The sequence below is a fragment of the Sphaerimonospora thailandensis genome (assembly GCF_016863115.1).
Taxonomy (GTDB): domain Bacteria; phylum Actinomycetota; class Actinomycetes; order Streptosporangiales; family Streptosporangiaceae; genus Sphaerimonospora; species Sphaerimonospora cavernae.
In genome coordinates this window covers 64,067-89,099 of record NZ_BOOG01000010.1, presented here as the reverse complement: position 1 = coordinate 89,099, position 25,033 = coordinate 64,067, and the positions used below count along the sequence as shown (strand labels likewise).

Annotated in this window: 24 protein-coding genes; 9 read left to right on the top strand and 15 right to left on the bottom strand. The window is 69.6% G+C overall.

All coding sequences use genetic code 11. The features are described 5' to 3' along the window. Positions 1-193 precede the first annotated feature (193 nt). Positions 194-658, bottom strand: a complete 465-nt coding sequence (locus Mth01_RS05250; RefSeq protein WP_204012125.1) for an Lrp/AsnC family transcriptional regulator — start codon at positions 656-658, stop codon at positions 194-196. Positions 659-789: 131 nt separating this feature from the next. Here Mth01_RS05250 and Mth01_RS05245 point away from each other — a divergent pair, with 131 nt between their 5' ends. Continuing rightward, the gene (locus Mth01_RS05245) at positions 790-1,674 is read left to right on the top strand and encodes a phenylalanine 4-monooxygenase (protein ID WP_204012116.1); all 885 of its coding nucleotides are present in this window, start codon (positions 790-792) and stop codon (positions 1,672-1,674) included. A gap of 97 nt (positions 1,675-1,771) precedes the next feature. On the opposite strand, the gene Mth01_RS05240 is transcribed toward Mth01_RS05245, so the two are convergent. The 3 genes from Mth01_RS05240 to Mth01_RS05230 all read right to left on the bottom strand — a co-directional run bounded on the left by Mth01_RS05240 (position 1,772) and on the right by Mth01_RS05230 (position 3,917). Further along, the gene (locus Mth01_RS05240; RefSeq protein ID WP_204012115.1) at positions 1,772-3,247 is read right to left on the bottom strand and encodes a phosphodiester glycosidase family protein; all 1,476 of its coding nucleotides are present in this window, start codon (positions 3,245-3,247) and stop codon (positions 1,772-1,774) included. 170 nt (positions 3,248-3,417) lie between these two features. Continuing rightward, positions 3,418-3,645, bottom strand: a complete 228-nt coding sequence (locus tag Mth01_RS05235; protein WP_204012113.1) for a hypothetical protein — start codon at positions 3,643-3,645, stop codon at positions 3,418-3,420. A gap of 143 nt (positions 3,646-3,788) precedes the next feature. Beyond that, the gene (locus tag Mth01_RS05230; RefSeq protein ID WP_204012111.1) at positions 3,789-3,917 is read right to left on the bottom strand and encodes a VOC family protein; all 129 of its coding nucleotides are present in this window, start codon (positions 3,915-3,917) and stop codon (positions 3,789-3,791) included. Between the two features lie 76 nt (positions 3,918-3,993). On the opposite strand from Mth01_RS05230, the gene Mth01_RS05225 reads away from it, so the two are divergent. Both Mth01_RS05225 and Mth01_RS05220 read left to right on the top strand, forming a co-directional pair. Then, positions 3,994-4,143, top strand: coding sequence for a hypothetical protein (locus Mth01_RS05225; protein WP_204012109.1), 150 nt, complete (start codon positions 3,994-3,996; stop codon positions 4,141-4,143). A gap of 48 nt (positions 4,144-4,191) precedes the next feature. Beyond that, entirely contained in the window at positions 4,192-4,932 is a 741-nt protein-coding gene (locus tag Mth01_RS05220; protein ID WP_204012107.1) for an SDR family NAD(P)-dependent oxidoreductase, read from the top strand. 23 nt (positions 4,933-4,955) lie between these two features. Here Mth01_RS05220 and Mth01_RS05215 read toward each other — a convergent pair whose 3' ends face one another. Both Mth01_RS05215 and Mth01_RS05210 read right to left on the bottom strand, forming a co-directional pair. After that, positions 4,956-6,566: a PucR family transcriptional regulator gene (locus tag Mth01_RS05215; RefSeq protein ID WP_204012104.1), complete on the bottom strand. Its 1,611-nt coding sequence runs from the start codon at positions 6,564-6,566 to the stop codon at positions 4,956-4,958. Between the two features lie 89 nt (positions 6,567-6,655). Then, a complete protein-coding gene (locus Mth01_RS05210) occupies positions 6,656-7,477 on the bottom strand; it encodes a TetR/AcrR family transcriptional regulator (RefSeq protein ID WP_204012101.1) in 822 nt (273 codons plus the stop codon). 107 nt (positions 7,478-7,584) lie between these two features. Here Mth01_RS05210 and Mth01_RS05205 point away from each other — a divergent pair, with 107 nt between their 5' ends. From Mth01_RS05205 to Mth01_RS05195, 3 genes are all read left to right on the top strand, one after another. Continuing rightward, the gene (locus Mth01_RS05205; RefSeq protein ID WP_239089372.1) at positions 7,585-9,069 is read left to right on the top strand and encodes an MFS transporter; all 1,485 of its coding nucleotides are present in this window, start codon (positions 7,585-7,587) and stop codon (positions 9,067-9,069) included. Between the two features lie 166 nt (positions 9,070-9,235). Beyond that, on the top strand, positions 9,236-10,498 hold the full coding sequence (locus tag Mth01_RS05200; RefSeq protein WP_407695921.1) for an aspartate aminotransferase family protein: 1,263 nt from the start codon (positions 9,236-9,238) through the stop codon (positions 10,496-10,498). Next, positions 10,482-11,978, top strand: coding sequence for a CoA-acylating methylmalonate-semialdehyde dehydrogenase (locus Mth01_RS05195; RefSeq protein WP_204012095.1), 1,497 nt, complete (start codon positions 10,482-10,484; stop codon positions 11,976-11,978). The genes Mth01_RS05200 and Mth01_RS05195 overlap by 17 nt, the downstream gene beginning before the upstream one ends. Positions 11,979-12,073: 95 nt before the next feature. On the opposite strand, the gene Mth01_RS05190 is transcribed toward Mth01_RS05195, so the two are convergent. After that, complete coding sequence (locus Mth01_RS05190; protein ID WP_204012093.1) at positions 12,074-12,565, bottom strand: hypothetical protein; 492 nt, start codon at positions 12,563-12,565, stop codon at positions 12,074-12,076. Positions 12,566-12,662: 97 nt separating this feature from the next. On the opposite strand from Mth01_RS05190, the gene Mth01_RS05185 reads away from it, so the two are divergent. Continuing rightward, positions 12,663-13,928, top strand: coding sequence for an extracellular solute-binding protein (locus Mth01_RS05185; RefSeq protein ID WP_204012091.1), 1,266 nt, complete (start codon positions 12,663-12,665; stop codon positions 13,926-13,928). Positions 13,929-13,967: 39 nt separating this feature from the next. On the opposite strand, the gene Mth01_RS05180 is transcribed toward Mth01_RS05185, so the two are convergent. From Mth01_RS05180 to gabT, 3 genes are all read right to left on the bottom strand, one after another. Next, a complete protein-coding gene (locus tag Mth01_RS05180) occupies positions 13,968-15,203 on the bottom strand; it encodes a hypothetical protein (protein ID WP_204012089.1) in 1,236 nt (411 codons plus the stop codon). 50 nt (positions 15,204-15,253) lie between these two features. Further along, entirely contained in the window at positions 15,254-15,502 is a 249-nt protein-coding gene (locus tag Mth01_RS05175) for a hypothetical protein (RefSeq protein ID WP_204012087.1), read from the bottom strand. 162 nt (positions 15,503-15,664) lie between these two features. Beyond that, positions 15,665-17,023 (bottom strand): 4-aminobutyrate--2-oxoglutarate transaminase, encoded by a 1,359-nt coding sequence (gene gabT / locus Mth01_RS05170; protein WP_204012086.1) that lies wholly within the window; start codon positions 17,021-17,023, stop codon positions 15,665-15,667. Positions 17,024-17,126: 103 nt separating this feature from the next. Between gabT and Mth01_RS05165 the strand changes: the two genes are divergently transcribed. Together Mth01_RS05165 and Mth01_RS05160 are read left to right on the top strand one after the other, a co-directional pair. Continuing rightward, complete coding sequence (locus tag Mth01_RS05165) at positions 17,127-18,767, top strand: PucR family transcriptional regulator (protein ID WP_204012085.1); 1,641 nt, start codon at positions 17,127-17,129, stop codon at positions 18,765-18,767. A gap of 483 nt (positions 18,768-19,250) precedes the next feature. Next, positions 19,251-20,081 (top strand): RNA methyltransferase, encoded by an 831-nt coding sequence (locus tag Mth01_RS05160; RefSeq protein ID WP_204012083.1) that lies wholly within the window; start codon positions 19,251-19,253, stop codon positions 20,079-20,081. Positions 20,082-20,123: 42 nt separating this feature from the next. Here Mth01_RS05160 and Mth01_RS05155 read toward each other — a convergent pair whose 3' ends face one another. The 5 genes from Mth01_RS05155 to Mth01_RS05135 are packed head-to-tail and all read right to left on the bottom strand — an operon-like array spanning position 20,124 to position 24,935. Then, positions 20,124-21,122, bottom strand: a complete 999-nt coding sequence (locus Mth01_RS05155; RefSeq protein ID WP_204012081.1) for a glycosyltransferase — start codon at positions 21,120-21,122, stop codon at positions 20,124-20,126. Then, entirely contained in the window at positions 21,119-21,991 is an 873-nt protein-coding gene (locus Mth01_RS05150) for a glycosyltransferase family 2 protein (protein WP_204012080.1), read from the bottom strand. The genes Mth01_RS05155 and Mth01_RS05150 overlap by 4 nt, the downstream gene beginning before the upstream one ends. Further along, on the bottom strand, positions 21,988-22,722 hold the full coding sequence (locus tag Mth01_RS05145) for an HAD family hydrolase (RefSeq protein ID WP_204012079.1): 735 nt from the start codon (positions 22,720-22,722) through the stop codon (positions 21,988-21,990). Before Mth01_RS05145 ends, Mth01_RS05150 begins: the two co-directional genes overlap by 4 nt. After that, positions 22,719-23,786: an NAD-dependent epimerase/dehydratase family protein gene (locus tag Mth01_RS05140; RefSeq protein WP_204012077.1), complete on the bottom strand. Its 1,068-nt coding sequence runs from the start codon at positions 23,784-23,786 to the stop codon at positions 22,719-22,721. The genes Mth01_RS05145 and Mth01_RS05140 overlap by 4 nt, the downstream gene beginning before the upstream one ends. Before the next feature lie 57 nt (positions 23,787-23,843). Next, positions 23,844-24,935: a polysaccharide pyruvyl transferase family protein gene (locus tag Mth01_RS05135; RefSeq protein ID WP_204012075.1), complete on the bottom strand. Its 1,092-nt coding sequence runs from the start codon at positions 24,933-24,935 to the stop codon at positions 23,844-23,846. Positions 24,936-25,033: the final 98 nt, after the last annotated feature.

Sequence of the window (25,033 nt, the reverse complement as noted above, 5' to 3'; positions counted from 1 at the left end):
GGGTTCTGGGCTGGTCTGTGCCGGTGGTCGGCCGGGGCGCTTGCTCGTTCCCGCCCGTTCCCGTGTCCACCAGGCCCCACCGATCGCCAGGCCCCAGCCACCATCGGGGCCCGCTGTCGGCGTGGCGAAGTCTTGGTGGGTTAGTTGATGCGTCTTGTCACTACTTGATCAATTCGCCTTCGCCGCCGCCGTTCTATCCCCTGACAGCAGCGCTCAGGAGGGGTTCGATACGGAAGGGGATCTGGGTGGAGAGCGCGATCGTCGTGTCGGTTCGCTGGATAGCCGGGGATGCGAGAATCCGCGCGATGATCTCCTGTAGGTGAGGCGTGCTGTGTGCGACAACCCGGCAGAGCAGGTCGGCCTGGCCGCTGGTGCCGTATACCTCCAGGATCTCAGGGATCTCGGCCAGGGTGTGTACGGCCTCGGTGAGCTTGCCCTGAGCGATCTGAAGGGAAGCGAAGGCGAGGATTGGGTAACCGATCTCCTCGGGCACGACGGTGGGTCCGAAGTCGCTGATCACTCCGCGCCCGGTGAGCTTCTCCAGCCTTGCCTGGACTGTGCCTCGGGCGACGCCGAGCAGTCGGGCGAGTTCGGTGAGTCCGATTCTGGGGTTGGCGCGCATGGCGACAAGCAGGCGGCTGTCGAGCGAATCCAGCATGGGTTCGAGAGTACGCTTCTCTGATCGAATCGACCAGTGAAGATCCCAAAGATCACCTGATATTGAGCATCTCGCCCACTTTGATTGGTCACTCTTGCCAGCCAAACCGCATCTTGCTGTCATATAGAAGTATGTTCGAGGAAGCACAGTACTTCGCTCCGGTAGAGACGCGTGACGACGGATCCGTTGTCGTCGAACTGGCCAAGAGCCATCCGGGGTTCGCGGACGCCGTCTATCGCGAGCGTCGTAACGCGATCGCCGCGCTGGCGCTCAACCACACGCGGGGGGAGCCCATTCCGCATGTCGACTACACCGCCGAGGAGCACCACGTCTGGGCGCTCGTCACCAGCGAGCTGGCGGTGAAGCACCGTACGTACGCGGTGCGGGAGTTCCTCGACGCGGCTGAACGACTGGGTCTGCCCAGGGATCGCGTACCGCAGCTCCAGGAGGTCGGCGAACTGCTTGCGCCGATCACCGGATTCCGTTACCTGCCGGCGGCGGGGCTGGTCCCGCTGCGGGATTTCTACGGTGTGCTGGCGGATGGCCTGTTCCACTCCACCCAGTACATCCGGCACCACTCGGTGCCCTTTTACACCCCGGAACCGGACATCATCCATGAGGTGATCGGGCACGCGAACACGCTCGCGTCATCCCGTTTCGCCGAGCTGTACCGGTTGGCGGGTCGGGCGGCACGTCGAGTGGAGACGGATGAGGCGTTGGAGTTCGTCTCCAAGGTGTTCTGGTTCACCCTGGAGTTCGGCGTCATGTGGGAGGGGGCCGAGCTCAAGGCGTACGGCGCGGGCATCCTCAGCTCCTATGGCGAGATTGAGGAGTTTCGCGGGATGGACATCCGTCCGCTCGATCTTTCCGCGATGGGCACCACGCAGTACGACATCACAAAATATCAGGAGGTGCTGTTCGCGGCGGCCTCGCTCGACCATCTCGAGGATGTCGTCGGCGCGTTCTGGGACACCTGCGATGACGACGCCATCGCCCGGCTTGTCGCGGCCGTTTGATCGCCTCGGCCCTTTCGAAGCACGCTCTGTCATCGATCATTGGTGATCCTGGGGCGGCGCCGGGAGGTCGCCCCAGGATCACCTGAGCCGGGTAAGGTCAGCGGGCGCTGGGGCCGACGATGAGCAGCGCGTCTCCGACGGCTCGCTCGGCGCCGTCGGACGGGTGGTTGACGACCTTCTTGCCGATCACCATCGCGGTTGAGCCGCCGCCATCGAGATTGATCGCGTCACGCGCGCCCAGCCACTTCATGAGCGCGGCCGCCTCGAAGAAGGATGCGCCGACCGTCTTGCCGGGAGCGCGTCCGTCGACGACCGCGATGATCAGCTTGCCGCGGCTCGTGACTCCGGCGAGCGTGCGCGGGTGACGCCGCACGATCATGTTGACGTTCGCCATGCCGTCGCGAGAGGCGGTGATCGAGATGTGGCCGCCGCGGACGAGGCCGATCGCTCCACCGATGATGTTGGTCTGCGGGGTCAGCGGGATGGTCCTCCTGGTCCTCAGGTCCGTGACCGTCGTCGTGACCCGGATGGTCGAGCCTTCCGTGGCGTATTCCCACAGCCAGTCCGCCGCGGCGCCGACGCCGTGCAGCACCCGGGTACCCGGGGCGACCTTGCCCCCCGCCGAGCGGACCGCCACAACCTGGCCCGATGCGTCCAGCACGGCCTCGGCGCCGTCGTCCTTTGGTGTCGCCCGGCCGAGTTCCTCGGTGTACATGACGAGCTCGTCCGGTTTGGGTACGCGGTTCACGCCGGTCACCTGTACGGCGGATCCGCTGCTCGGCCGTGCGACCACCATGGAGGACAGTTCGGTGATGCGTGCCGTACGCCCCTGGAGCACCAGCCCGACGCGGCCGGGTACCGCCTCGCTGAGTAGTTTGCCGTCCACGACCGAGATCCCGGTGGGATCCCCGCGGAATGCCGGCAGGGTGTGGATGTCGAAGAACCCGCCGTTGACCGCGGCGATGGCCTTGGCCGAAGTGGCCATTTCCGAGACCTTCTCCCGCTTGGCGGTGCTCTTGCCGAGCGAGGACTGGAACGACCCCCGGAACGTCCGAGGGTCGACGGTGATGACCCGGATGCTCCACGGGCCGGTGGTGGCGAACCCGTCGTCACCCTGCCAGTCGACCTTGGCGGATATGCCGGCTTCCTTGAGCTGTTTGACGACCTTGGCCGCCTCGGCCTTCTCGTCCAGCGGCCAGTTGCCTACGCGTACCATCCAGTAGTCGGCCGCCGGGAAGTCGGCCACGGCGGGCCGGGTGAACTTCACGATTGTGGGTTCCAGTCCTGCCGCCTGGACCGCCTCCGCCTGAGCCTGGGCGGTGGTCTCGGACATGAAGTCCTTGCCCGCGACCACCACGCTCACGGTGTAGCCGTCCTCCGACTTGCCGTGTTTCAGCACGAAATAGCTGATGCCGGGGGCGAGGCTCTTGGCCGCCGACTTCGGGATCCCCGGTACGCCGAGGGGGAACTCCGTCGTCGGAAGGCCGGCGACGGAATCGGCGAGTGCCGGAGCCGAGAAGGTGGTCATCGTCACGGCCAAGGCGGTGGCTGCCATGGCCAGGCGGCGTCTCATGCGTTCCCTCTCTCCGCGTGATGATCCTTGGTTGGACCATCGTGGCGAGAACAGCGCGCAAGATGCGGTAAAACCCCGAAAAAGCAACAGAATTGACCCCGAGTTCCCGGAAAAGCCTCATAAAACGAATGATCGGCGTAAATAGTCGATTTTCGGGACGAATGGTACGTCTAGGGCGTTTGGGTGTCGATCTCCCGGGCCTGCCGTACGAAGTCCTGGGCGGATCGGGCCTCGACGTGGATCAGGGTGCCGTTGCGGCGGCGGGACATGCCCCAGTAGCGCATCGTGGCCTGGCCCCACCAGATCGTCCACTTGGGGAAACGGGCGGACAGGGCGCGCACGACGATCGCCGGGCTGACTTGAGGTTCGACTCTGCGCTGCACTCTTCGAGCAAACACGATTCGCCCCGTGAGTACGAGCCTACGCAGAGTGGCCGGTGTCATAGCTTTTATACCCGGGGATGCAGATCTGACTTCCGGTGTTCCATCTACGCGCCGCTCATCGTCGCGGCGCGTCACCTACGCTGTCGAGTTGCCGGAGCTCAACGACTGCGCCTCATGAAGTGCTGAGCTGCGTCGGCCAGGTGCGACATGCCCAGTAGCCGTACGTAGAAGTCGTGTGATCGCTCCAGGTCGGAGATGGTGATGCCGACGTGGTGGATGAGGGCCAAGGCGCTGCCTCGCTTCTCAAGAGCTATGGCGAAACATGCCTGACCTAACGCTTGCTCATCCAGCTCCGCCTCGTGCATGCTGGGGCGACGGATCGAGGCGTCCGTACGGGTGGCCGACCACGTCGCCGTGATCGACATGGGCAGGGTCGTCCTGCCGGCCCGGGCCGGCGGCGTCGACGACCTCCACGTGATCCGCGACGCGTACTTCGGCAGGGCTGGTCAGTGAACCACGTGGTTGTCAGATCGATCGATTTGTCTCTTGGGAGGGGCTGCTGTGACTGATCCGTTGGTGCGGCTGGACGACAGGGTCGTGTTCATCACCGGTGCGGCGGGAGGTCAGGGCGCCGAGCATGCCCGGCTGTGCTCGCGCCTGGGCGCGCGGGTGGTGCTCGCCGATCTTCAACAGGAAGCCGTGGCCGCCGCGGCCGGCGGGCTTTCTGGAGAGAGCCTCGCCGTCGCCCTGGACGTCAGCAGCGAGGAAGCCTGGGATGAGGCGCTGGCACGCACCCGTGAGGCCTTCGGCCGGGTGGACGTGCTGGTGAACAACGCCGGGCTGTACCGGCTGGGCGCCCTGGAGGGACTGCCGCGCGGTGAGATCGAAGCAGCTCTGGCCGTGAACCTGGTCGGTCCGCTGCTCGGCATGCAGCGCGTCGTGCCGCTCATGCGAGACCGCGGCGGCTCGATCATCAACGTCGCCTCCACGGCGGCCCTGAGCGGGTACGCGGCGGCCATCGCGTACGGAGCGTCCAAGTGGGCGCTGCGCGGCGCCACCCGTTCGGCCGCCAAGGAGCTGGGTGTTCACGGGATCCGGGTCAACTGCGTGTGTCCCGGGGCGATCGACACGCAGATGATCTCCGAGGAGACCCGGGCGGGACGCGGCTCGGTGGCGGGCCAGCCGATCCCCCGGGCCGGCCGGCCGGACGAGGTGTCCGCCCTCATCGCCTTCCTGGCCAGCGACGCCAGCAGCTACTGCACCGGGCAGGACTTCGTCATCGACGGCGGCCAGAGCATCTGAAGCGATCAAGAGCAGCTGAGCGGTCAGGGGTTCTCGCGGCGGAACGTCTCCAGGGCCAGCAGGGCGACGTGCAGGGAAAGACACGACTCCACGTCGTCCAGGTCGGTTTCGAGGACACGTTCCAGCCGCCGCAGCCGATCGTAGAAGGCGGGCCGGGACAGGTGCGCCTTCTGGGCGGCGACCGCCTTGTTGCGTCCCGCGTCGAGGTAGATCCGCAGGATCCTGGTCAGGTCGCCGTGCCGCTGGGCGTCGTGCGCCAGAAGCGTGCTCAACTCGCGCTCGGCGAACGTCTGCAGCCGGGCGTCGTCGCGCAGCAGATGCAGCAGGCCGCGCAGCCGCAGGTCCGGCAGGCGGTAGAACGCCCGGCCGTCGGGCTGGCGCACCGCCACCTCCGCGACCTGCTCGGCCTCCAGGAAGCTGCGCCGTACGTCCTTGACCGACTCGACCACGGACCCGGCGGCCAGCACGAACGGAGAGGTGAAGGCGGCGCGTAGGCGCTCGGCCAGCGCACCGAGCGTCGCCTCGGCCGCCGTGCGCGGCGGGAGGGGCAGCAGCACGCCGACCCGGCTCTGGTCGAGCGCGCCGACCAGCGCGGGGAACCTGACTTCCCGGCAGGCGGCGGCCGTCGCCTCGGCCAACTCGCCGAGCCGGGCCTGCTCGCCGAGCGCGGTGCCGGGTGGCGCGGTGAGCCGGACCACGGCGCTGATCAGCCGGCGGCCGGTGAGCGGCACGCCGACCGCGCGGGCCCGGGCTGCCGCCTCGTCGGGATCGGAGAAGGCGTGGGTCAGAATGCCCGCGATTATCGTGCCGTGTGCCTGCCGCTCAAGGGACTCCTGGTGCCGCTCGATCAGCCGGCCGAGGGCGAGCGTCGTCGCCGCGCGCTCGGTCAGCACGATGTCGTGAGGGGTGGGCGGGGCGTCACAGAACATGATCAGTCGTCCCCAGTCCTGCCCACGGGCGCCGACCATCGTGACCAGCCAGCCGGCCGTGGCGTCGTAGGCCGTCCGCTCCGTGGGCGAGACCGAGCGGGACCGCGTCTCCCAGTTGGCCAGGATGACGCCGGTGTCGGCTCCGGCGGCATCGCACGCGAGGACCTGGTGGGCCAGGTTCTCCAGCAGGACCGGGCGGCCGGAGAAGCGGGCCACCTGGCCGAGGACCTCGGCCGGGGCGGCGCCCTCGACGGACAGCTCGGTGAACACCTCGTGGAGTTGTTCGGAGGCCCGCAGCTCCTGCAGTTGGATGTCGATGATCCGCGCGTGGACCGACTCGGTGATCTGGACGAACGGCGTCTCCCGCGCCAGGGTGATCAGGGGAAGCCCGTGCTCCTCGGCGGCCTTGACGACGGCAGGGGGCAGCTCGCGTACGAACCTGCGGCCCAGCTCGACGATCAGGCCCGAGGCGCCGACGGCGGCCAGGTCGGAGACGTATGCGGCGAGCTTTCCCGGCTCGCCCGGCAGGGCGACGCCCGTGGTCAGCACGAGCTCGCCACCGCGCAGCAGATGCGCGATGTCGGCGATCTCACCCACGTGGACCCAGCGAACCCGGGTGTCCAGCCGGTCGGCGCCCGCGACCACATGCGGGTTGCCGCGCCGTACCGTGTCCAGCGCGAGCACGTCGGCGACCGTCGGTAACATGCCCACGAGGCTACCTGATCATTATGTAAAGCAGATGCGACCTCGAATGACAAGATGGAACTCCGGGACGCGGTCTTGAGCTTGGCCGCTCACGACCCGGCGATCGTCTCAGGTGTGGTCTCATCCCCGGTCGCACGCCTGTTCTCGCACGGGGTGTCGTCCACGCGACGGCTTCCGCGGCCGGGCGGCCGCCGCTGCGGATCCAGCCGCCGTGCGTCCAGACCGTCGAGGAGTGCCAGCAGACCGTAGTCGAAGCCCACCTGCGCCGCCGTGGCGGGATCGAAGCCGGCCGAGGAGCACGCCGTGAAACGCTCGAGCACGTTGGGAAAATGCTCGGCCAGCCGCTCCACCATGGGGCGGATCGCGGTCTGGGCCTCGCCCAGGCTCTCGCCGGACCGCCTGTTCGCGCCGCGCCAGGCCGCCTCGGGCAGGCCGGAGCCGAGGGCGTAGGAGAAGACGGCCGTGAACGCGTAGTCGATGTCGTCGCCCTGGAACCCGGCTCGCCGGCATGCTCCCACCAGCCGGTCCACCGCCGTCATCGCGTTCGGGCCGAGGCTGGGCAGCACGCCGATGACCCCGATGCACCACGGGTGCGCGATGATCATCCCGCGCAGGCCCCAGGCGACGGCCCCGGCGGTTTCGCGCCAGTTCGCGTCCGCCGGCACGTGCACCTCGCCGTAGATCTCGTCGAGGGTCAGCTCCAGTAACTCGTCCTTGTTGGCAACGTGCCAGTAGAGGCTGGTCGCGCCGGCGCCGAGCCGCGCGCCGAGCTTGCGCATGCTGAGCCCGTCGAGCCCCTCCTCATCGAGCAACTCGATAGCGGCACGGACGATCTGGTCACGGCTGAGTCCCTGCTCACGCCGCTCCTTGCGCTCGCGGGCCCAGACGGAGGAGAAGGGCTTCGCCGACATCGCCCCAGCATATTTCCTCGCACGCCGTACGAGAAATGCCGTACAGTGTGCGAGTCTCGGATCGAACGCTGTACGAGCCCAGAAGACTTACAAGAAGGAGAGATCCCGTGTCCCATCCCCGCCGCTGGTGGATCCTCAGCGTGCTCTGCCTGAGCCTGCTGGTGCTCGTCGTGGACAACACCGTGCTCAACCTGGCGATCCCGTCTCTCATGCGCGACCTGGGGGCGAGCCCCGCCGACATCCAGTGGATCATCGACGCCTACATCCTGGTCTTCGCCGGACTGCTGCTCACCGCGGGCAGCCTGTCCGACCGGTACGGCCGCAGGCGTTTCCTGATCGTCGGTCTGACGCTGTTCGGCGGCGCCTCGCTGGTGGCCACTCTGGTCACCGAGCCGTGGCAGTTGATCGGCGCCCGTGCGCTGATGGGGATCGGCGGCTCGATCCTGATGCCGAGCACGCTGTCGATCCTGATCACGGTCTTCGACGACGCCGAGCGGCGCAAGGCGATCGCCGCCTGGAGCGCCGTGGCCATGCTCGGCGTGATCGCCGGTCCCACGTTGGGCGGCTTCCTGCTCGAGCACTTCTGGTGGGGATCGGTGTTCCTGCTCAACGTGCCGATCGCGGTCGTCGCGATCGCCGCCGCCGTCGCGCTGATGCCCGAGTCGCGTGGCCCGGCCCGCGACCTCGACCCGCTCGGCGTGCTGCTGTCCGTCGTCGGCATGACCGCGCTGGTCTTCGTGTTCATCGAGGGCCCCAGGGAGGGCTGGACCTCGACGCGGGTGTCGGCCGGCGCGGCGGTGGCCGTGCTCGTGCTGGGCGCGTTCGTGCTCTGGGAGCGCCGCTGCGCGCATCCGATGCTGCCGCTCGGCCTGTTCCGCGACCGAAACTTCAGCGGCGCGTCGTTCTCGATCGTCCTGATGTCGTTCGGCGTCGGGGCGGTGCTGCTCATGCTCACCCAGCACCTGCAGTTCGTGCTGGGCTACGGGCCGATGCGAGCGGGGCTGGCGCTGCTGCCGTACGCCGTCTCCGCCGCGCTGTTCAACGCCGTGGGCGCCGGGCTCGGCCAGCGGGTCAGCAACCGGACCCTCGTCGTGACCGGCATGGCCGTCGTGGCGCTCGGTTTCGGCGTGCTCGCCTCCATCGGCCCGGCCGACGGGTACGGCATGCTGGTCGCCGCGCTGCTGGTCATCGGAGTGGGCGGGGGTCTCGCGGGGCCCGCGGCGTACGCCACGCTGATGGGGGCGGTGCCGCCTGAGCAGGCGGGGGTGGGTTCCGCGCTCAACGACACCGTGCAGCAGACCGGGTCGGCGCTCGGCATCGCCGTGCTGGGCAGCGTGCTCGCCGGGGTCTACACCGCGGGCATGCCCGAGAGCGCTCCCGGCGCGGCCCGGGAGTCGATCGAGGTGGCGCTCCGGCTCGGCGACGCGGGGACCGCCCGGACCGCGAGGGAGGCGTTCGTGTCGGCGATGTCGTTCGGCTCGTGGATCGGCGCCGGCTTCTGCCTGCTCGCCGCGGTGGTCGCCCTGCTGGTCCTGCGCGGCGGGCCCGCCGTACGGCCCACTCCCGAACCGCAACCCGTCGCCTCGTCGTGAGGAGATGCGGGCATCTATCGAACTGTAAGGTCAGCTTGAAAAACGGCGACATGTTGACGGGTGTGCCATTACTCCTAGCAGCAGGGATACTCGAAGCATGCCGGACTCGCCCAATTCCACACCGATGTCGCAGACCGATGGTCTGCTCGCCCGCCACCGCGCGGTCATGCCCAACTGGGCAGGCCTGTACTACGACGAGCCCATCGAGATCGTCAGCGGCAAGGGCAACCGTGTCGTCGACGCCTCCGGGAAGAGCTATCTCGACTTCTTCGCGGGCATCCTGACCAACATGATCGGGTACGACATCCCCGAGGTGCGGGAGGCCGTGGAACGGCAGCTCGCCACCGGGGTGGTGCACACCTCCACGGTCTACCTCCTCCGCGGGCAGATCGAGCTGGCCGAGAAGATCGCCCGGCTGTCGGGCATCCCGGACGCGAAGGTGTTCTTCACCAACTCCGGCACAGAGGCGAACGAGACCGCCCTGCTGCTGGCGACGTACGCGCGTGGATCCGACCAGGTGCTCGCCATGCGGCAGAGCTACCACGGCAGATCGTTCGGCGCGATCAGCGTCACCTCCAACCGCTCCTGGAAGAACAACTCGCTCTCACCGCTGAACGTGCACTTCCTGCACGGCACGGACCAGCACCTCGCCCAGTTCCGCGGGATGTCGGACGCCGACTACATCGCGGCGTGCGTCGACGACCTGCGCCACGTGCTCGCCACCGCCGTAACCAAGGACGTCGCCGCGCTGATCGCCGAGCCGATCCAGGGCGTCGGCGGCTTCACGATGGCCCCCGACGGCCTGTTCGCCGCCTACAAGGAGGTCCTCGACGAGGAGGGCATCCTGTTCGTCTCCGACGAGGTCCAGACGGGCTGGGGCCGTACCGGCTCGGCGTTCTTCGGCATCCACAACCACGGCGTGACCCCCGACATGATGACGTTCGCCAAGGGCCTGGGGAACGGCTTCGCGGTCGGCGGCGTGGTCGCCAGGGGTGACCTGATGGACGGCCCGCACGCCGCCGGCGTCGCCACGTTCGGCGGCAACCCGATCTCGATGGCGGCGGCCGGGGCGACCCTCGACTACGTGCTCGATCATGACCTGCAGGCCAACGCCGCCAGGACCGGTGAGATCATCATCGGCGGCCTGCGCGAGGCCGCGACCCGCCTGCCCGTCGTCGGCGACGTACGGGGCAAGGGGTTGATGTTCGCCGTCGAGCTGGTCGATCCCGCCACCGGGGCGCCGGCCCCCGCGCTCGCCGTACGCTTCATGGAGGAGACCAAGAAGCTCGGCCTGCTCATCGGCAAGGGCGGCCTCTACGGCAACGCTCTGCGGATGGCCCCGCCGCTCACGCTCACCGAAGACGAGGCCCGTGAGGGGCTGGGCATCCTCGTCACCGCTCTGGAGACCATCAATGACGAAGCTCGTTAACCACTGGATCGACGGCGCCCGCACCGGCGGCGCAGGAGGGGCCGCGGACATCTTCAACCCGGCCGTCGGTGAGGTCGACGGACAGGTGGTCCTGGCGACCGTCGAGGAGGTCGACGCGGCGGTGGCCGCGGCCGCCCGCGCGTTCCCGGCCTGGCGCGACACGTCATTGACGAAGCGGACCCAGATCCTCTTCCGCTTCCGTGAGCTGCTCGACCGGCACCGTGACGAGGTCGCCGCGCTGATCAGCTCCGAGCACGGCAAGGTGCACTCGGACGCGCTCGGCGAGGTGGCCCGCGGCCTGGAGGTCGTCGAGTTCGCCTGCGGCATCCCGCATCTGCTCAAGGGCGGGTTCTCCGAGAACGTCTCGACCCGGGTCGACTCGTACTCGATCCGCCAGCCGCTCGGCGTGGTCGCCGGGATCGCTCCGTTCAACTTCCCGGCCATGGTGCCGATGTGGATGTTCCCGGTCGCCATCGCCTGCGGGAACACGTTCGTGCTCAAGCCGTCGGAGCGGGACCCCTCCGCTTCGCTGCTGATCGCGGAGCTGTGGCAGCGCGCGGGGCTGCCGGACGGCGTGTTCAACGTCGTCCAGGGCGACAAGGTCGCGGTGGACCGGCTGCTGGCGCACCCGGACGTGAAGGCCGTGTCGTTCGTCGGCTCGACCCCGATCGCCCGATACGTGTACGAGACCGGCACCGCGCACGGCAAGCGGGTGCAGGCGCTCGGCGGGGCGAAGAACCACATGCTCGTCCTGCCCGACGCCGATCTCGACCTGGTCGCCGACTCGGCCGTCTCGGCAGGCTTCGGCTCCGCCGGCGAGCGGTGCATGGCGATCTCGGTCGTGCTCGCCGTGGATCCCGTCGGCGACGAGCTCGTGGAGAAGATCGTCTCCCGGGTGCGGAACCTCGTGATCGGCCCGGGTGACGACCCGACCTCGGAGATGGGCCCCCTCGTCACCGCCGCCCACCGCGACAAGGTCGCCTCCTATCTCGACATCGGCGTCCAGGAGGGGGCCAAGATCGTCGTGGACGGCCGGGAGACGCCGGTCACCGGGGGCCGGGGGAACGGCTTCTGGATCGGGCCCACGGTGCTCGACCACGTGGCGCCGGGGTCCCGCGTTCATCGGGAGGAGATCTTCGGCCCGGTGCTGTCGATCGTTCGTGTCCGGTCGTACGAGGAGGGCCTGCGGCTCATCAACTCCGGTGAGTACGGCAACGGCACAGCGATCTTCACCAACGACGGCGGTGCGGCCCGGCGCTTCCAGAACGAGGTCGAGGTCGGCATGATCGGCATCAACGTGCCGATCCCGGTGCCGATGGCGTTCTACAGCTTCGGCGGCTGGAAGGACTCCCTCTTCGGGGACACGCACGTCCACGGCACCGAGGGGGTCCACTTCTACACCAGGGGCAAGGTCGTCACCTCGCGCTGGCTCGACCCCTCACACGGCGGCGTCAACCTGGGCTTCCCCACCAACGCCTGATGTCATCCGCCCGGAGCCGCGTCGCGCACTTCACGCGGACGTGGCTCCGGCCCGATGGTCACGGCTCTGAACGCATGCCGACAGGTGCCATGCCGTCAGGAGTAGTGGCACCACAGGTAGGACAGGTGCCATATCTTCAGCAGTGCCTTCGGCGCCTTGTTCAGGCAGCCGCCGGTGTCACCCCGGTACGACCAGGCACCGTGACCACGCTTGCGCCACACGTGCGGGCCGTCCTGATAGCTGACCGGGTCGCCCTTGATGCCGATGTTGCCGACCGCCCAGTACACGTCCTTCGCGCGGGTCGCACCTTTGATCTTCCCGTAGTAGACGTTCTTCGGCCCGTCCACCTTGCTGCGGCTGGGTCGCGGCTGATATTTCCCGTAGTACTGATTCCAGAAGGCGTCGGCGAGCTTGTGACGGGTCTTCTCGGTGAGCTTGAGATTGACGGCCTCTCCCAGGGCATGTGACGAGACAGATATCGACGTCGGCTGTGCCGAACTCGTGGCCTCGGCCGGGAGAGTTGGGAGAGCACCCGTCAGCGCTATCGTCGCCGTCGCAACCGATAAGCCCTTCGTCCACTTGGTCATATCCATTTCTAGCTCGCTTTTCTCGCCTCGAAAAGGTGGGGGAGCGGCGCAGTAGGCTCATGGCGAGATCGTGTCGGGGTTCGGGGGGGTCGTTCGCGTGAGCCGTACGCACCGACTGGTGGTCGCCGTCTCGGTGACCGGGTTGCTGGCCACGGCATGCGGCGGGACCGGCGGAGGCGGACAACGTGCCGCGAGCGTAGGGCAGGAGGCCGGGACACCGGGCACGCCGGTGGCCGGGCAGGCGGCCGAGCGCGTCGCGGCCGCCGTCCTGCCGGATTCCGCCTCTCCGTCGCCATCGCAGTCTCCGTCGCCGTCTCCATCGGCGTCGCCATCTCCCTCCGCGCAGGCGTCCGGACCCGGTCCGGCGCCGCTCGCGTCGATCGGTCCCGGCGAGCGGATGGTCCGTGTGCTCGCCCTCAACGGCTACGTCGAGTGGGGCGGCACCGACCCCAAGGTCAGCTGGGTCGGGGAGTTCGAGAAGACGACCGGTTGCAAGGTCAGCCTCAAGTCCTACGACCCCTCACGAGACGACGGGGCAGGCGTGCCCGCCCCGTCGTCCTTCGACGTGATCTCGGCACCGCCCGAGGTCGCGGGAAGGCTGATCGCCGAGCGGAAGGCCGCGCCGCTGAACACCGCGCTGCTCCCCGGTTACGGCGAGATTCCCAAGCGGCTGCGCGAGTCGTCGGCCGAGGACGGCCGGGTGTACGGCGTGCCGTACCTGTGGGGTCTCAACGAGGTGCTCTACGACTCGAGCGAGGTCGAGCCGGACGGCGCGGACGCGATCTTCGAGGACGAGGGGCCGGTCATGTTCAGGGACAGCCCGCTGTCGCTGGCCGACGCCGCGCTGGTGCTGAGAGATCGTGGCGCGCGCATCAAGGATCCGTTCAAGCTGACCCCGGACCAACTCGACGCGGCGGCCGAGCTGTTCGACAAGCCGGACAAACGGGTCTTCTGGAGTGATCCCATCGATGTCGTCAAGGGCTTCGCCACGGGTTCCGTACGGCTCGCCCAGGCCACGCCGTACCACCGGGACGTGCTGAGCCGCGGCGACAGGCCGGTGCGAGCGGTCGGCGACCGGCCGGTGACCGGCTGGGTCGACTCCTGGTTGGTGTCGGCACAGGCCGCCCACCCATCGTGCGCGTACCGGTGGCTCACCTGGACGAGCTCGGCGGACGTGCAACGTCAGGCGTCGGCCTGGACCGGGTTCGCCCCCGCCAACCCCAGTGCCTGCACCGGCCGCGCCCGGCGGGTCTGCGTGGACTACCGGGTGGGCGAGCCGGGCGCGTTCAAGGGCGTCTACTTCGCCGTCCGCCCCGCCGACTACGACCAGTGGATCGCCCGCTGGTCCCAGGTGGCCGGCTGACACCCACCCCCACCCCCCTCACATCACGGGAGGGGCGGGTCAGCTGGTGGTCAGTTGGTCGATGGCGGACTTCAGGCCGGCGCCGGTGGCGTCGGCGAACGGGCCGCCCGGGTAGTCGACCAGCCAGACGCGCAGCATGTCGGACATTCCCTGGGGGCCTGTGCACGAGCTCGCCGGACAGGGAACCGGGTACGGCTGCCACGGGGTGAGCGGGCCGGCGACGGCGGGTCCCGGCAGGCCGGGCGGCATGATGTAGACCACGCCGAGCAGCGTCGAGGAACCGTCGGGCTTTTCGTAGTAGACCAGCGCTTCGGGCCGTGCCGGGTCGAGGGCCGCGCCGTCGTCGAGCAGCGCGGGCTTGGCGAGCTGTCGCACGCCCTCGCCCTCCGTCCAGCTCTCGTACCCGTCCTTTTCCGCGTCGCGCGCGGTGGGCCAGCGCTTGGTCGCCTCCCGTCTCGTCACCTCCAGCAGTGCGTTGGCGACGGCGGCCTGCGCGCCCGTGTTCTGGGCTCCCGTGTTCTGATCCCCCGCGTTCTGGGCGTCGGGCGCCGCCGCGGCGGTCCCGTGATGGTGGTGGCCGAGGCGCGGGTCGGCGGGGCTCGTCGAACTCGCCGACTCCGCCAGTGCTGTGGAGACGGAGGCCGCGATCGATGGGGTGAACGAGGCGGCGACGCCGACGGCCACCAGGCCGGACAGCGTCGCCACGCTGAGGCGCCTCACCCAGGGTCGCCCAACCCAGGAAAGCACGGGCCAGGAAAGCACGGCTGGGAAGGGCCCGGCGTGAGCCGGTTCGTCCTCGGCCGGCCCGGTTCCAGAAGGCGGAGCTCCAGAAGGCAGAGCTCCAGAAGGCAGAGGTTCGGAAGGTACGGTTCCCGGCGGCGTCCGGCGCTCGGCCAGCACGAGCGAGCCCGCGATCAGCATGAGCTCCAGGGTCGCGCACAGCAGGTCGGGCGCCTGGGCGGGCTGCGGCGTCCACGCGCCGGGGCCGAAGGGGAGCCCGGCCGTCGTGCCGACCAGCCAGATCACGAGCACCGCCAGGTTGAAGAACGCGCCGGTCAGGAGCACGTTCTGACCGGCGCCCCGCCCGGTGAGCGCGGCCGCCGCCCAGGCGAGCTGGGCCCAGCCCACGAAGGCGAAGAAGACGCCGTGCGCCAGGGACGCACTGAAGTGACCGGGCATGACGCCGAAATGGATTGCGGCTGCTCCGGCCGACAGCGCGGCCAGCGCCGGCGTCGGCGCCGATGGTGACGCGGCGGGGATCCGCGTGTCGTTCATGCCCCGATTATCGTACTTTGCGATCTCCGAGCGGGAGACCCAAGGAGTGATCAGGATGTGGCGGCGCGGGAACGGCGTGGCAGTGGCACCTTGCCCTCGGGCACGGGCAGCAGAGCTTCGGCGCAGTCTTCGCAGGCGTGAACGGGGGCGTTGTCGGGGAGCAGGCCGACCCTGACGCGGGGGCGGGGCCACTTCTTGTGGCACACGACGCAGGCGTCACCGTCACGTTGCGTCGTCGTCAGGCCGGCCGGGTCGAACGTCAGCATGAGCCTGCCGGCGCCGTTCGGGTTCCAGGCCATTGGAGGTCCCCCCTCGATCGCGTATCGGAACCGTTATAACGCGGTTACCCTTCGTGATCGGCGCGTGGTAGGCCAAACTCCGGTTAAATCGCGGCATGGCACAAGCCGTATGACAACAAAAGGGACACCCAGTATTAACCCGGGTGCCCCATTTAGTGTTGTTTAAACGGTGTTGTCCCCTCCAAGGATGTTCTCCAGGATGGAGAGGCCCTCTTCGAGCAGGTGATCCGGGATGACCAGCGGCGGCAGGAAGCGCAGCACGTTGCCGTAGGTCCCCGCGGTGAGCGCCAGCAGCCCCTGTGCGTGGCAGCGCTGCGCGATCTCCCCGGCCGGCACCGGATCTCCGGTCGCCGGGTCCGCCAGTTCGATCGCGATCATCGCACCGCGCCCGCGCACGTCGCCGATGATGGGGGAGCGCCGCTGGAGCGCGCGCAGGCGGGGCAGCATGATCTCGCCGATGCGCCGGGCGCGTTCGACGAGCTTGTCCTCCTGGATGGTCTCGATCACGCCGAGGGCCGCCTCGCAGGCGAGCGGGTTGCCGCCATAGGTCCCGCCGAGCCCGCCGACGTGCACGGCGTCCAGCAGTTCCGCGCGACCGGTCACGGCGGCGAGCGGCAGGCCGCCCGCGATGCCCTTGGCCGTACAGATGATGTCCGGCACGATGCCCTCGTCCTCGCAGGCGAACAGATCGCCGGTACGCGCGAAGCCCGTCTGGACCTCGTCGGCGACGAAGACGATGCCGTTCGCCCGGCAGAACTCAACGATCTTCGAGAGGAAGCCGCGCGCCGGCACGATGAAGCCGCCCTCGCCCGCGATCGGCTCGATCACGACGGCGGCCACGTTCTCCGCGCCGATCTGCTTGTTGATCATATCGATGGTCTGGGCGGCGGCCTCGTCCGCGCAGTTGTCCGGCCCCGTCGGCCAGCGGAACGGGTAGGCCAGCGGCGCGCGGTAAACTTCGGGCGCGAACGGCCCGAACCGATGCTTGTACGGCATGTTCTTGGCCGTCAGGCTCATGGTGAGCAGCGTCCGGCCGTGATAGCCGTGATCGAACACCACGACCGCCTGCCGCCCGGTGGCGTGCCGCGCCACCTTCACCGCGTTCTCCACGGCCTCCGCGCCGCTGTTGACGAGGAACGTCCGCTTCTCGTGGTCGCCCGGGGTCAGCTCGTTGAGCTTCTCGCAGACCTCGACGTACGACTCGTACGGCGTGATCATGAAGCAGGTGTGGGTGAAGTCGGCGACCTGCCGGCTCACCCGTTCGACCACGCGCGGGGCCGCGTTGCCGACGTTGGTGACGGCGATGCCGGAGCCGAAGTCGATCAGTGAGTTGCCGTCGGCGTCGACCACCACACCGCCACCGGCGTGGGTCACGAAGACGGGCAGTGTGGTGCCGATGCCCGGCGGCACGGCGGTCTGCTTGCGTGCGAACATCTCCCGGGACCGGGGGCCGGGGATCTCGGTGACGAGGCGGCGCTCCTGGGGAAGCCCCGGGCCGCCTGCCGTGGTGGCAGTGCTCATGCTTCCGAAGGTATGGCGCACCCCCGATTCTCCCGATATGTCGATATGGAAGAATTAGTCAGGCATTTTGGCCGTCTCGGACAAATTCGCGGATGGAGGGGGCGTGGCACCCACGTTGCGACGGGTGGCGACGATCGCGCCGCTCCACCTCGTCGTGCTGGCCGGGCGGGAGAGGCTGGACCGGCCGGTTCGCTGGGTCGCGGTCAGCGAACTGGAGGATCCCACCCCGTTCCTGGAGGGCGGCGAGCTGGTGCTGACGACCGGCATGCGCCTCGCCGACGCCGACGCCGTGCCGTACGTCTCGCGGTTGGTCGCACGCGGCGCCGCCGGCCTGGGGTTCGGTGTGGGGCTCAGCCACGGGGCCGTCCCGCCGAGCTTCGTCGCGGCGGCGGAGGCCGAGGGGCTGCCGCTGTTCGAGGTGCCGAGGGACACTCCGTTCATCGCGATAGGCAAGGCGGTCAGCGAGCTGCTCGCGGCCGAGCAGTACGAGGAGATCAGCCGGGCCTTCGCCGCTCAGGGACGCCTCACCCGCGCCGCCCTCCAGCCGGAGGGCGTCGAGGCCGTCATCGACCGTCTGGCCCGCGAGATCGGCGGCTGGGTGCTCCTGCTCGACGAGACCGGGGCCGTACGGCACGCGGCCCACGTGACCGGCCACGTCACCGGCCACGTCACCGGCGTCACCGGCGTCACCGGCAGCGCAGCCGGAACGGCGGGGGGCCGGGAGCCGGGTTGGGCGGAGGCGGCGGCGCGGACGCTGGAGCCGGAGCTGATCCGGCTGAGGCGGACGCCCACGCTTTCCAGTGTGGCGCTGGCCGGCCCGGACGAGCACGTGATCGTCCAGCCGCTCGGCCGCCGTGCGTTCTTCGCGGTCGGGTCGAGCCGGCCGTTCTCCCCGACCCGGCACACGATCGTCAACGCGGCCGGTTCGCTGCTGACGCTCTCCATCGAGCAGGAGCGGGCGCGAGGCCGCGAGCAGCGGGCCGCCGAGGCCCGGGTGCGGGCGGCGGCGCTGAGCCTGCTGCTCGCGGGCGAGGTCGGGGCGGCCGAGGAGGCGCTGGCGGCGCTGAGCGGGAAACCGGGACGGCAGGCCGGGCCGCCGGCGCGGAAGCCGCCCCAGCCGCCCCAGCTGCCGCGGGGGCCGCTGTCCGTGCTGGCGTGCGCTCACGCCGACGTCGATCTCGACGACCTCGCCGAGGCGCTGCCCTGCTTCACGGCTCCCCGAGGCGGCCTGCTGGTGGCGATCACTCCCGCCGCGGAGGCGGAGGCGATCGCGGAGATCGCGGGCAGGCACGGCCGGGTGGGCGTGAGCTCTCCCGGAGTGGTCACCGTCGAAGGCTCCGCGGACGATACCGCCGGGCGCGTCGCAGGGAATGTCGCGGGGGATCTCGCCGCCGGCCTGGACCAGGCCGAGCGGGCGCTCGCCTCGGCCACCCCCGCCAAACCTGTCGTGCGCTTCCCCGACCTCGCCGGCCAGGGGCTGCTGTCCCTGCTCGATCCCGCCGCGGGGGCGTCGTTCGCCGCCGCGCTCCTCGCGCCGCTGCGGGAGTACGGCTCCCGGGCCGATCTGGTCGAATCGCTGCGCGCCTACCTGACGTGCAACGGTCACTGGGACGCGGCGGCACAGCGGCTCGGCGTGCACCGGCACACGCTCAGATACCGGATGAGACGGGTGAGCGAACTGCTCGGCCGCGACCTCGACGACCCAGCGGCGCGTGCCGAGCTCTGGATCGCCCTGTCTCTGTGATCAGCCTGCGGGTTGTGAATCCCGAGCAGTGGCGGCGCCATCGTTCCCAAGCGTATGCCGCTGCAGCGTTCGGGAACGCATGGCGCCGCAGGTGACGATCAAGAAGCGCCAGCACCCCGCCGATCACACGGTTGGCGAGGCATCGTTGTGCACGGCGTCTATCGGTGCAGTCGCTGCTCGGTTGCCTGGACGTCTGCTCGATAGAACCGGCACCTCCTACGATCGCGGGATCACGGGAAGGCGCATGCGGAACAAGCGGCTTCGAGGGGGCGGTAGTTCCGCGCGTGTGGTCGGCTGTCGTCCGGCTCGCGTATCGGTGGAGGACGCTGCCTACGTCCGCGACCAGCCCTGCCCCGCGCTAACGTGCCCAGTCCGACGGCTGCGCACGGCCGAACCGCTGGCGCGGGTAATCTAGCTGGTCGTACGGGGACAGCAAGCCAGCTACCCGGGACCAGACCTGGCAGTCGCGATCTGGAGGAACGGGTGGCCGCCGTACCGCGCATCACCTCGCGTAACGCCCGATTTCAGCAGTGGGAGGCCCTGCTGTCGAACCGGAACAAGCGCCAGCGCTCCCGCGAGTTCCTGGTGCAGGGGGTGCGCCCGATCAACATCGCGATCGAGCATGGCTGGCCGATCCAGACTCTGATCTTCGACAGCAAGCGGTCGCTGTCGCGGTGGGCGCAGGAGCTGCTGCGCTCGGTCAGGGTGGATCAGGTGGCGATGGCTCCGGAGCTGCTGGCGGAGCTCGGAGAGAAGAACGCGGAGACCCCCGAGATCATCGCCGTCATGGAGATCCCGGAAGACGATCTGGGCCGGGTGAAGGTCGGGCCGGATTTCCTCGGGGTGGTGTTCGACCGGCCCACCAGCCCGGGCAACATCGGGTCGATCATTCGGTCGGCTGACGCCTTCGGAGCGGACGGGGTGATCGTGACTGGGCACGCAGCCGATGTCTACGACCCCAAGTCGGTGCGGGCGAGCACGGGTTCGCTGTTCGCGCTGCCCTCGGTGCGGGTGCCCTCGCACCGTGAGGTCGTGGTGTGGGTAGAGGAGCAGCGCGAGCAAGGGTGCCCGGTGCGGATCGTCGGCACGGACGAGCACGGTGAGGCCGATGTCTTCGACTTCGACCTCACCGGCCCGACGCTGCTGCTTGTCGGCAACGAGACCAAGGGCCTGAGCGCGGCCTGGCGGGAACTGTGCGACCACATGGTCCGCATCCCGATGACAGGCACGGCCAGTTCGCTGAACGCGGCGAACGCGTCAACGGCGGTGCTGTACGAGGCCGCCCGGCAGCGGATCGTGGCGGCCAGGCGCTGAGGCCGAGCCGTCAAGCAGCGTCACCAGTTGGGATCGGCGGGCTCAGCTGCGGCTCTGCTGCGTCGTCCGCTGGTAGACGCTGACGTAGCATGCGGCGATCCGTCGGTGCCCCCAACGGTGTTGCGCCTGTTCGCGGACATGGGCCGGCGAGGGCAGTGCCGTGAGTGCCGCCCGTGCTTGTGCGCGGTCGATGGGCGTTCCCTCGGGGATGACGATGCCGACGCCGGGGATGATCTCGGACAGGCAGCCGTTGTCGCTGCCGATCACGGGAGTGCCGCTGGCGGCGGCTTCGGAGACGACGGTGGCTCCGGGCTCGATCCAGCGCCCGCCGAATGGGCCGCCGTGCGTCTGGGAGAGGGCCAGCAGTGCGCGGGCTCGCGCGAGGAGGCGTGCCCGGTCGGTACCTCCGACTTCGCCGAGGTATTCGACGGTGTCGGGGAAGTCGGAGAGGAGTTGGTGGAGGTAGTCGCTCTCCCAGGCGGGACCGGCGATCTTGATGGGCAGGCCGGCGGCGCAGGCGAAGGCGGCGGCCTGGTAAGGGCCCTTGTGGACGGAGACACGTCCGAGAAAGAGTAGGTAGTCGTCCTTAGCTTCGCTGTACGTGCAGCGGGCGGGGTTAACGGGGATGCGGATGACGGGGGCCTTGTCCGCGTCGGCCGCCTGTCGTTGGGCGCGGGACAGGTAGACGCCGTTGTGCCGCCGGGCCGGGATGCCGTTGAGGTGGTGGGTGCTGACAGTGGGCCGCGTCTCGATCTCTGGGAGCAGCTCGGTGTTGGAGTGGTCGTGGACGATCTCGGGGGACCAGGCGTCGAGGGCGTCGGTGACCTCGGCCCGGGTGGTTGCCTCGGAGACGGTGAGGCGGCGGCGTGCCGGGCTTCCGGGGGCTCCGAGGAGCAGGACGTCGTGTCCGAGTTCGAGCAGGCCGTCGATGAGGGTGGCGGCCATCCACTGGATGCCGCCGTAGCCCTGTGGCGGCACGGTGATCCACTGGGTGGGGTCCGCGCCGTAGCGGAACGGCGGGATCAGCATGGCGATCCTCATGGCTTGGCCTCCAAAACGGGGCGGCGGACGAGGAGTTCGCGGACGGCGCCGACGGTGACGGCTGCGGTGTAGAACAGTGCGAGTGCGGTCTGACGCGGCTGGCGTGCGGGATGGTGGGGGCGGTTGCGCTGCCACTCCTTGCGCAGGCCGGAGCGGGTGTTGCCGCGGCGCACCTCGCTGCGGCCCTGCCAGTACGCGCGGCGCAGCAGGTAGTGCAGGCGAAGCCGGTGCGCGGGGATGAGGTGGGTGACGGCGGTGTCGTACAGGACGGCCGCAGTCGCTCCCCGGTCCGTGAGCGTGCGGACGAAGGTGGTGTCCTCGGCAGAGGCGAGGCTTGCGCCAACCCGGCCGAGGCGCTCGTCGAAGGCGACGCCGAGCATCCGGGCGTGAGCGATGTCCAGGCCAAAACAGCCTCCCCAGATGGAGGCGGGCCGGGCGGGATGGTGGCAGCCGAGGTAGTGGAGCTGACCCGGACTCAGGAACCAGGGCGGTTGCTGACCTTGAAGGTCAGCGGTGATGCGGGTGCCGACCACGTGTTTCCCGTTGGCGAGGGCGGCGCGCACGGCTCGGAGGGCTTCGGTGTTGGGGGAGATGTCGTCATCGAGGAAGAGCAGGCAGCGGGTGGGGGCCTCTTTCAAGGCCCGGTTGCGGCTGGCCGACAGGCCCAGGTTCGCGCCGTTGTGCAGCAGCCTGACACGGCCGTCCTGCGCTGCCGCGCCGATGACTTCCGCCGCCGGACCGGAACCCGGGTGGTCCAAGACGACCAGAAGCCAGTCTTCCGGGTCGAGGAGCGGGAGGATGCGGTCGACAGCCCCGGGCAGAGTGGCGGGACGGTTACTGCAGACCGCGATCGTCAAGGCGATGCTCATGTCGCTGCTGCTCCTCTCGGGGCCGGGAGGTCGCTTGCGAGCGCGCCGGCGAGGGAGGGTAGGTCGGGGAACGTCAGCCAGGGCTTGGGGATCGTGGGCGAGTTGAGGACGGCACGCTCGGGGAGCAGGCGGCGGTATGCTTCAAGCAGTTGGGGGTGGGTTCCTGCTGGGGCCTGCCAGCTGTCGCCGTGTTGGACGATCGCGGCCCGGCAGCCCAGGGCCAGGGCGGGCGCGGCGTCCTGGTCCGGGCGGTCACCCACCATGAGCAGGTCTTCGGGGCGGCAGCCGAGTCGGCGCAGGGTCCAGGCGAAGAGCACCAGGTCGGGCTTGGCGTGTCCGACCAGGCTGTCGAGGGCGATCACTCGCATGGACTGGGCCAGTCCGAGGTTATGGAGAGCGTCGCGGCATTCGGGCGGCTGGTTGGCGATGACGCAGAGCTCGTAGCGGCTGGACAGGATGCCGACGGCGGCCAGGGCGCCGGGGATCGGCTGGACCAGGGTGTGCCATCGGGATCGGACCAGGGTCCAACTGGCGGTGCCCGCCGGACTGAATACGGTGCGGTGGGTGTTCGGACTCAGATAGAAGGCCCGCATTCGCCGCTCGAACTCGGGCAAGGGCAGCCGGGTGCGCTCCAAGACCTCTTGCAGCCAGGCGAGCTCAAAGGGCTCATCGTGGTAGAGGACGCCGCCGACGTCCAGGGCGATCACGGCCGGGCGGGGCAGCGACTTCATGCGGTGGTGGTCCGGTCGGTTCGCGGCGTCTCGGAGACCGAGGGCCCGGCGGCTGGGCGGGCGGTGGCCCAGGCGAGCCAGGTTGAACTGTCGGGGTCCGCCGTCTCCAGGCGAAGCGAGGTGGTCGGCTGGACCGGGCCGTGGGTGCGAGCCCAGGCTGCGGTGCGGGCCATTCCGTCGGGGAGCGGGGTGTCGGTCCAATCGCCAAGGATCCGGCGGGCGCGGGCGCTGTCGGTGAAAGCGGCGCGGACCTCGGATCGTGCGGGCAGGTGCATGATCGGGTGGTCAGGAGTGCCGAGGGCGTCGCGGACGGCGCGGGCCATCTCCAGGACGGTCCAGGTGGCGCGGCTGCCGAGGTTGAGGGCGCGACCCCAGGCGTCTTCGCGTTCCGCGGCCGCCAGGAACGCTTGGGCAATGTCGCCGACGTAGGTGAAGGCGCGACGCTGGCCACCGTCGCCGTAGACAGTGATCGGTTCACCGCGCAGCACCTGGTTGAGGAAGATCGCGACGGCATTGCGATAGGGATCGGCCATGTTCTGGCGTTCGCCGTACACGTTGTGCATGCGCAGAGCGGTGAAAGGGAGCTTCTGCAGGCGCATGGTGACGGCCAGTTCGCGCTCGACGGCGAGTTTCGCGTTGCCGTAGCTGTCGGCGGGGACCGGGGTGTCGTCCTCACACATGGGGGTGGGGCCGTCTCCGTAGACGGCGACGGAGGACGCGAAGCCGAAGAAGCGGGTGCCGGTGGTGAGCGCGGCGTTGACGAGGTTCACGCTGCCGATCAGGTTAACCGTGTAGTTGTGGCGCTTGACGGTGTGGCTGATCCCTTCCGCCGCGAACGCGGCGAGGTGCAGCACCTTCTCGAACCGGTAGGCGGCGAACAGTTCGTCCACCGTGACCGGGTCGGCGATGTCGCCGCGCACCAACTGGGCCTGCGAGGGGAGGTTATCGGGTGTGCCGCCGACGAGGTTGTCCAGGACGATCACCTCGTCGCCGCGCTCGACCAGCGCGTGCACGATGTGGGAGCCGATGAAGCCGGCCCCGCCGGTCACCAGGAAGCGGGTCATGGAGGTACTCCTTCTCTAGCGGAAACAAGAGGAGCCGCGCGATGGCGGGGCAGCGGTTCAGCGCTGCAGGGCGGCGCGCAGGGCGGTGAAGTCGCTGCGCGCGGCGGCGATCATCTGTGGCAGGCGGCCGGTGAGTGCGCGGCGCAGCCGTGCCTCCTTGGGCAGGCTGGCCAGCGGCCGCCATGCCCCCGGCTCGGCCAGGGCGTGGATGTCGAGGTGAAAGGCGTCCGCCGGGACGTTGGGCCCGTAGGCGTGCGCGAGGACGCCGGAGAACTTGTGGGAGTGGCCCACGACGACGGCCGGTGTGCCGCTGGACAGTGCGCCGATCGCGGCGTGCAGCCGCTCTGCGACGACGAGCGTGGCACCGCCCAGAACGGCCTTGTACTCGGGGGCCGACAGCGCCCCGGGTACGGCGCGCACGCCCAGGTGTCCGGCCAGGGCCGCGATCCGATCGACCAGGATTCGGTCGTCGTTGTGCGGTCGGGAGTCGTGGCAGTGCGGAACTAGCAGCACGGGGACGCCGCACTCGACTGCCAGATGGCGGACCAGGTTGAGCAGCGCCTGCAGGTGCTGATCGTCCGTCAGCATGCTGTGGCGGGTGATGCCCTGGCTGGGAGCCAGGCACAAGTAGGCGTCGCCGGGGCCGACTCCGCACGAGGCCAGGACTGCGGCGGTCTGCTCGGCCGGTGCGGCGGGAAGCAGGAACGCCGGGTCGGAGGAAAGACGTATTCGCTCGTCGGCAAGCCCAAGCTTATTCACGGCGTACTCGCGGCTAGCCTCCTCGCGCACGCTCAGCATTGCGCAGCGGGAGGCGACGGCGACCAGCGCGTCCGCCTCGGCGGTGTCGTCAAAGACACCCCAGGACTGGCCCACCAGCACAGTCGGGATACCCCGTTGCTGGGCCTCGCGGAGTGCGCGCAGGTAGCGGGTGGACACGCCGTAGTCGGGGGTGTGCAGGTCCCCGCCGGTGCCGATGACCAGCGCGGCGTCCGCGAGGAGGGCGTCCCGGCGGGCGGCCAGTTGCCGCTCGGACTCGGCGGGACGATGCGCCGCCCAGGAGCGGGAGACGACGAACGGGTCGGCCACGAATTGGACCTGGGTGTCCAGCCCGGCCACGGCGGCGGCGTCGAGCGCGGGAGTCTGTGTCAACACAGTGGTCCGCTGACAGGGCCAGAAGCGGGCGTGCGCGGCTACGGAACGGACCAGGGCCTCCACGCCCCGGCTCTCGCAACTGGTAACTCCAGAGA

Excerpts from the sequence above, each read along its gene's own strand:
- Mth01_RS05250 (WP_204012125.1), bottom strand. The coding sequence starts at position 658 with ATGCTGGATTCGCTCGACAGCCGCCTGCTTGTCGCCATGCGCGCCAAC.
- Mth01_RS05245 (WP_204012116.1), top strand. The coding sequence starts at position 790 with ATGTTCGAGGAAGCACAGTACTTCGCTCCGGTAGAGACGCGTGACGAC.
- Mth01_RS05240 (WP_204012115.1), bottom strand. The coding sequence starts at position 3,247 with ATGAGACGCCGCCTGGCCATGGCAGCCACCGCCTTGGCCGTGACGATG.
- Mth01_RS05225 (WP_204012109.1), top strand. The coding sequence starts at position 3,994 with ATGCTGGGGCGACGGATCGAGGCGTCCGTACGGGTGGCCGACCACGTC.
- Mth01_RS05215 (WP_204012104.1), bottom strand. The coding sequence starts at position 6,566 with ATGTTACCGACGGTCGCCGACGTGCTCGCGCTGGACACGGTACGGCGC.
- Mth01_RS05210 (WP_204012101.1), bottom strand. The coding sequence starts at position 7,477 with ATGTCGGCGAAGCCCTTCTCCTCCGTCTGGGCCCGCGAGCGCAAGGAG.
- Mth01_RS05200 (WP_407695921.1), top strand. The coding sequence starts at position 9,236 with ATGCCCAACTGGGCAGGCCTGTACTACGACGAGCCCATCGAGATCGTC.
- Mth01_RS05195 (WP_204012095.1), top strand. The coding sequence starts at position 10,482 with ATGACGAAGCTCGTTAACCACTGGATCGACGGCGCCCGCACCGGCGGC.
- Mth01_RS05190 (WP_204012093.1), bottom strand. The coding sequence starts at position 12,565 with ATGACCAAGTGGACGAAGGGCTTATCGGTTGCGACGGCGACGATAGCG.
- Mth01_RS05180 (WP_204012089.1), bottom strand. The coding sequence starts at position 15,203 with ATGAACGACACGCGGATCCCCGCCGCGTCACCATCGGCGCCGACGCCG.
- Mth01_RS05175 (WP_204012087.1), bottom strand. The coding sequence starts at position 15,502 with ATGGCCTGGAACCCGAACGGCGCCGGCAGGCTCATGCTGACGTTCGAC.
- gabT (WP_204012086.1), bottom strand. The coding sequence starts at position 17,023 with ATGAGCACTGCCACCACGGCAGGCGGCCCGGGGCTTCCCCAGGAGCGC.
- Mth01_RS05155 (WP_204012081.1), bottom strand. The coding sequence starts at position 21,122 with ATGAGGATCGCCATGCTGATCCCGCCGTTCCGCTACGGCGCGGACCCC.
- Mth01_RS05150 (WP_204012080.1), bottom strand. The coding sequence starts at position 21,991 with ATGAGCATCGCCTTGACGATCGCGGTCTGCAGTAACCGTCCCGCCACT.
- Mth01_RS05145 (WP_204012079.1), bottom strand. The coding sequence starts at position 22,722 with ATGAAGTCGCTGCCCCGCCCGGCCGTGATCGCCCTGGACGTCGGCGGC.
- Mth01_RS05140 (WP_204012077.1), bottom strand. The coding sequence starts at position 23,786 with ATGACCCGCTTCCTGGTGACCGGCGGGGCCGGCTTCATCGGCTCCCAC.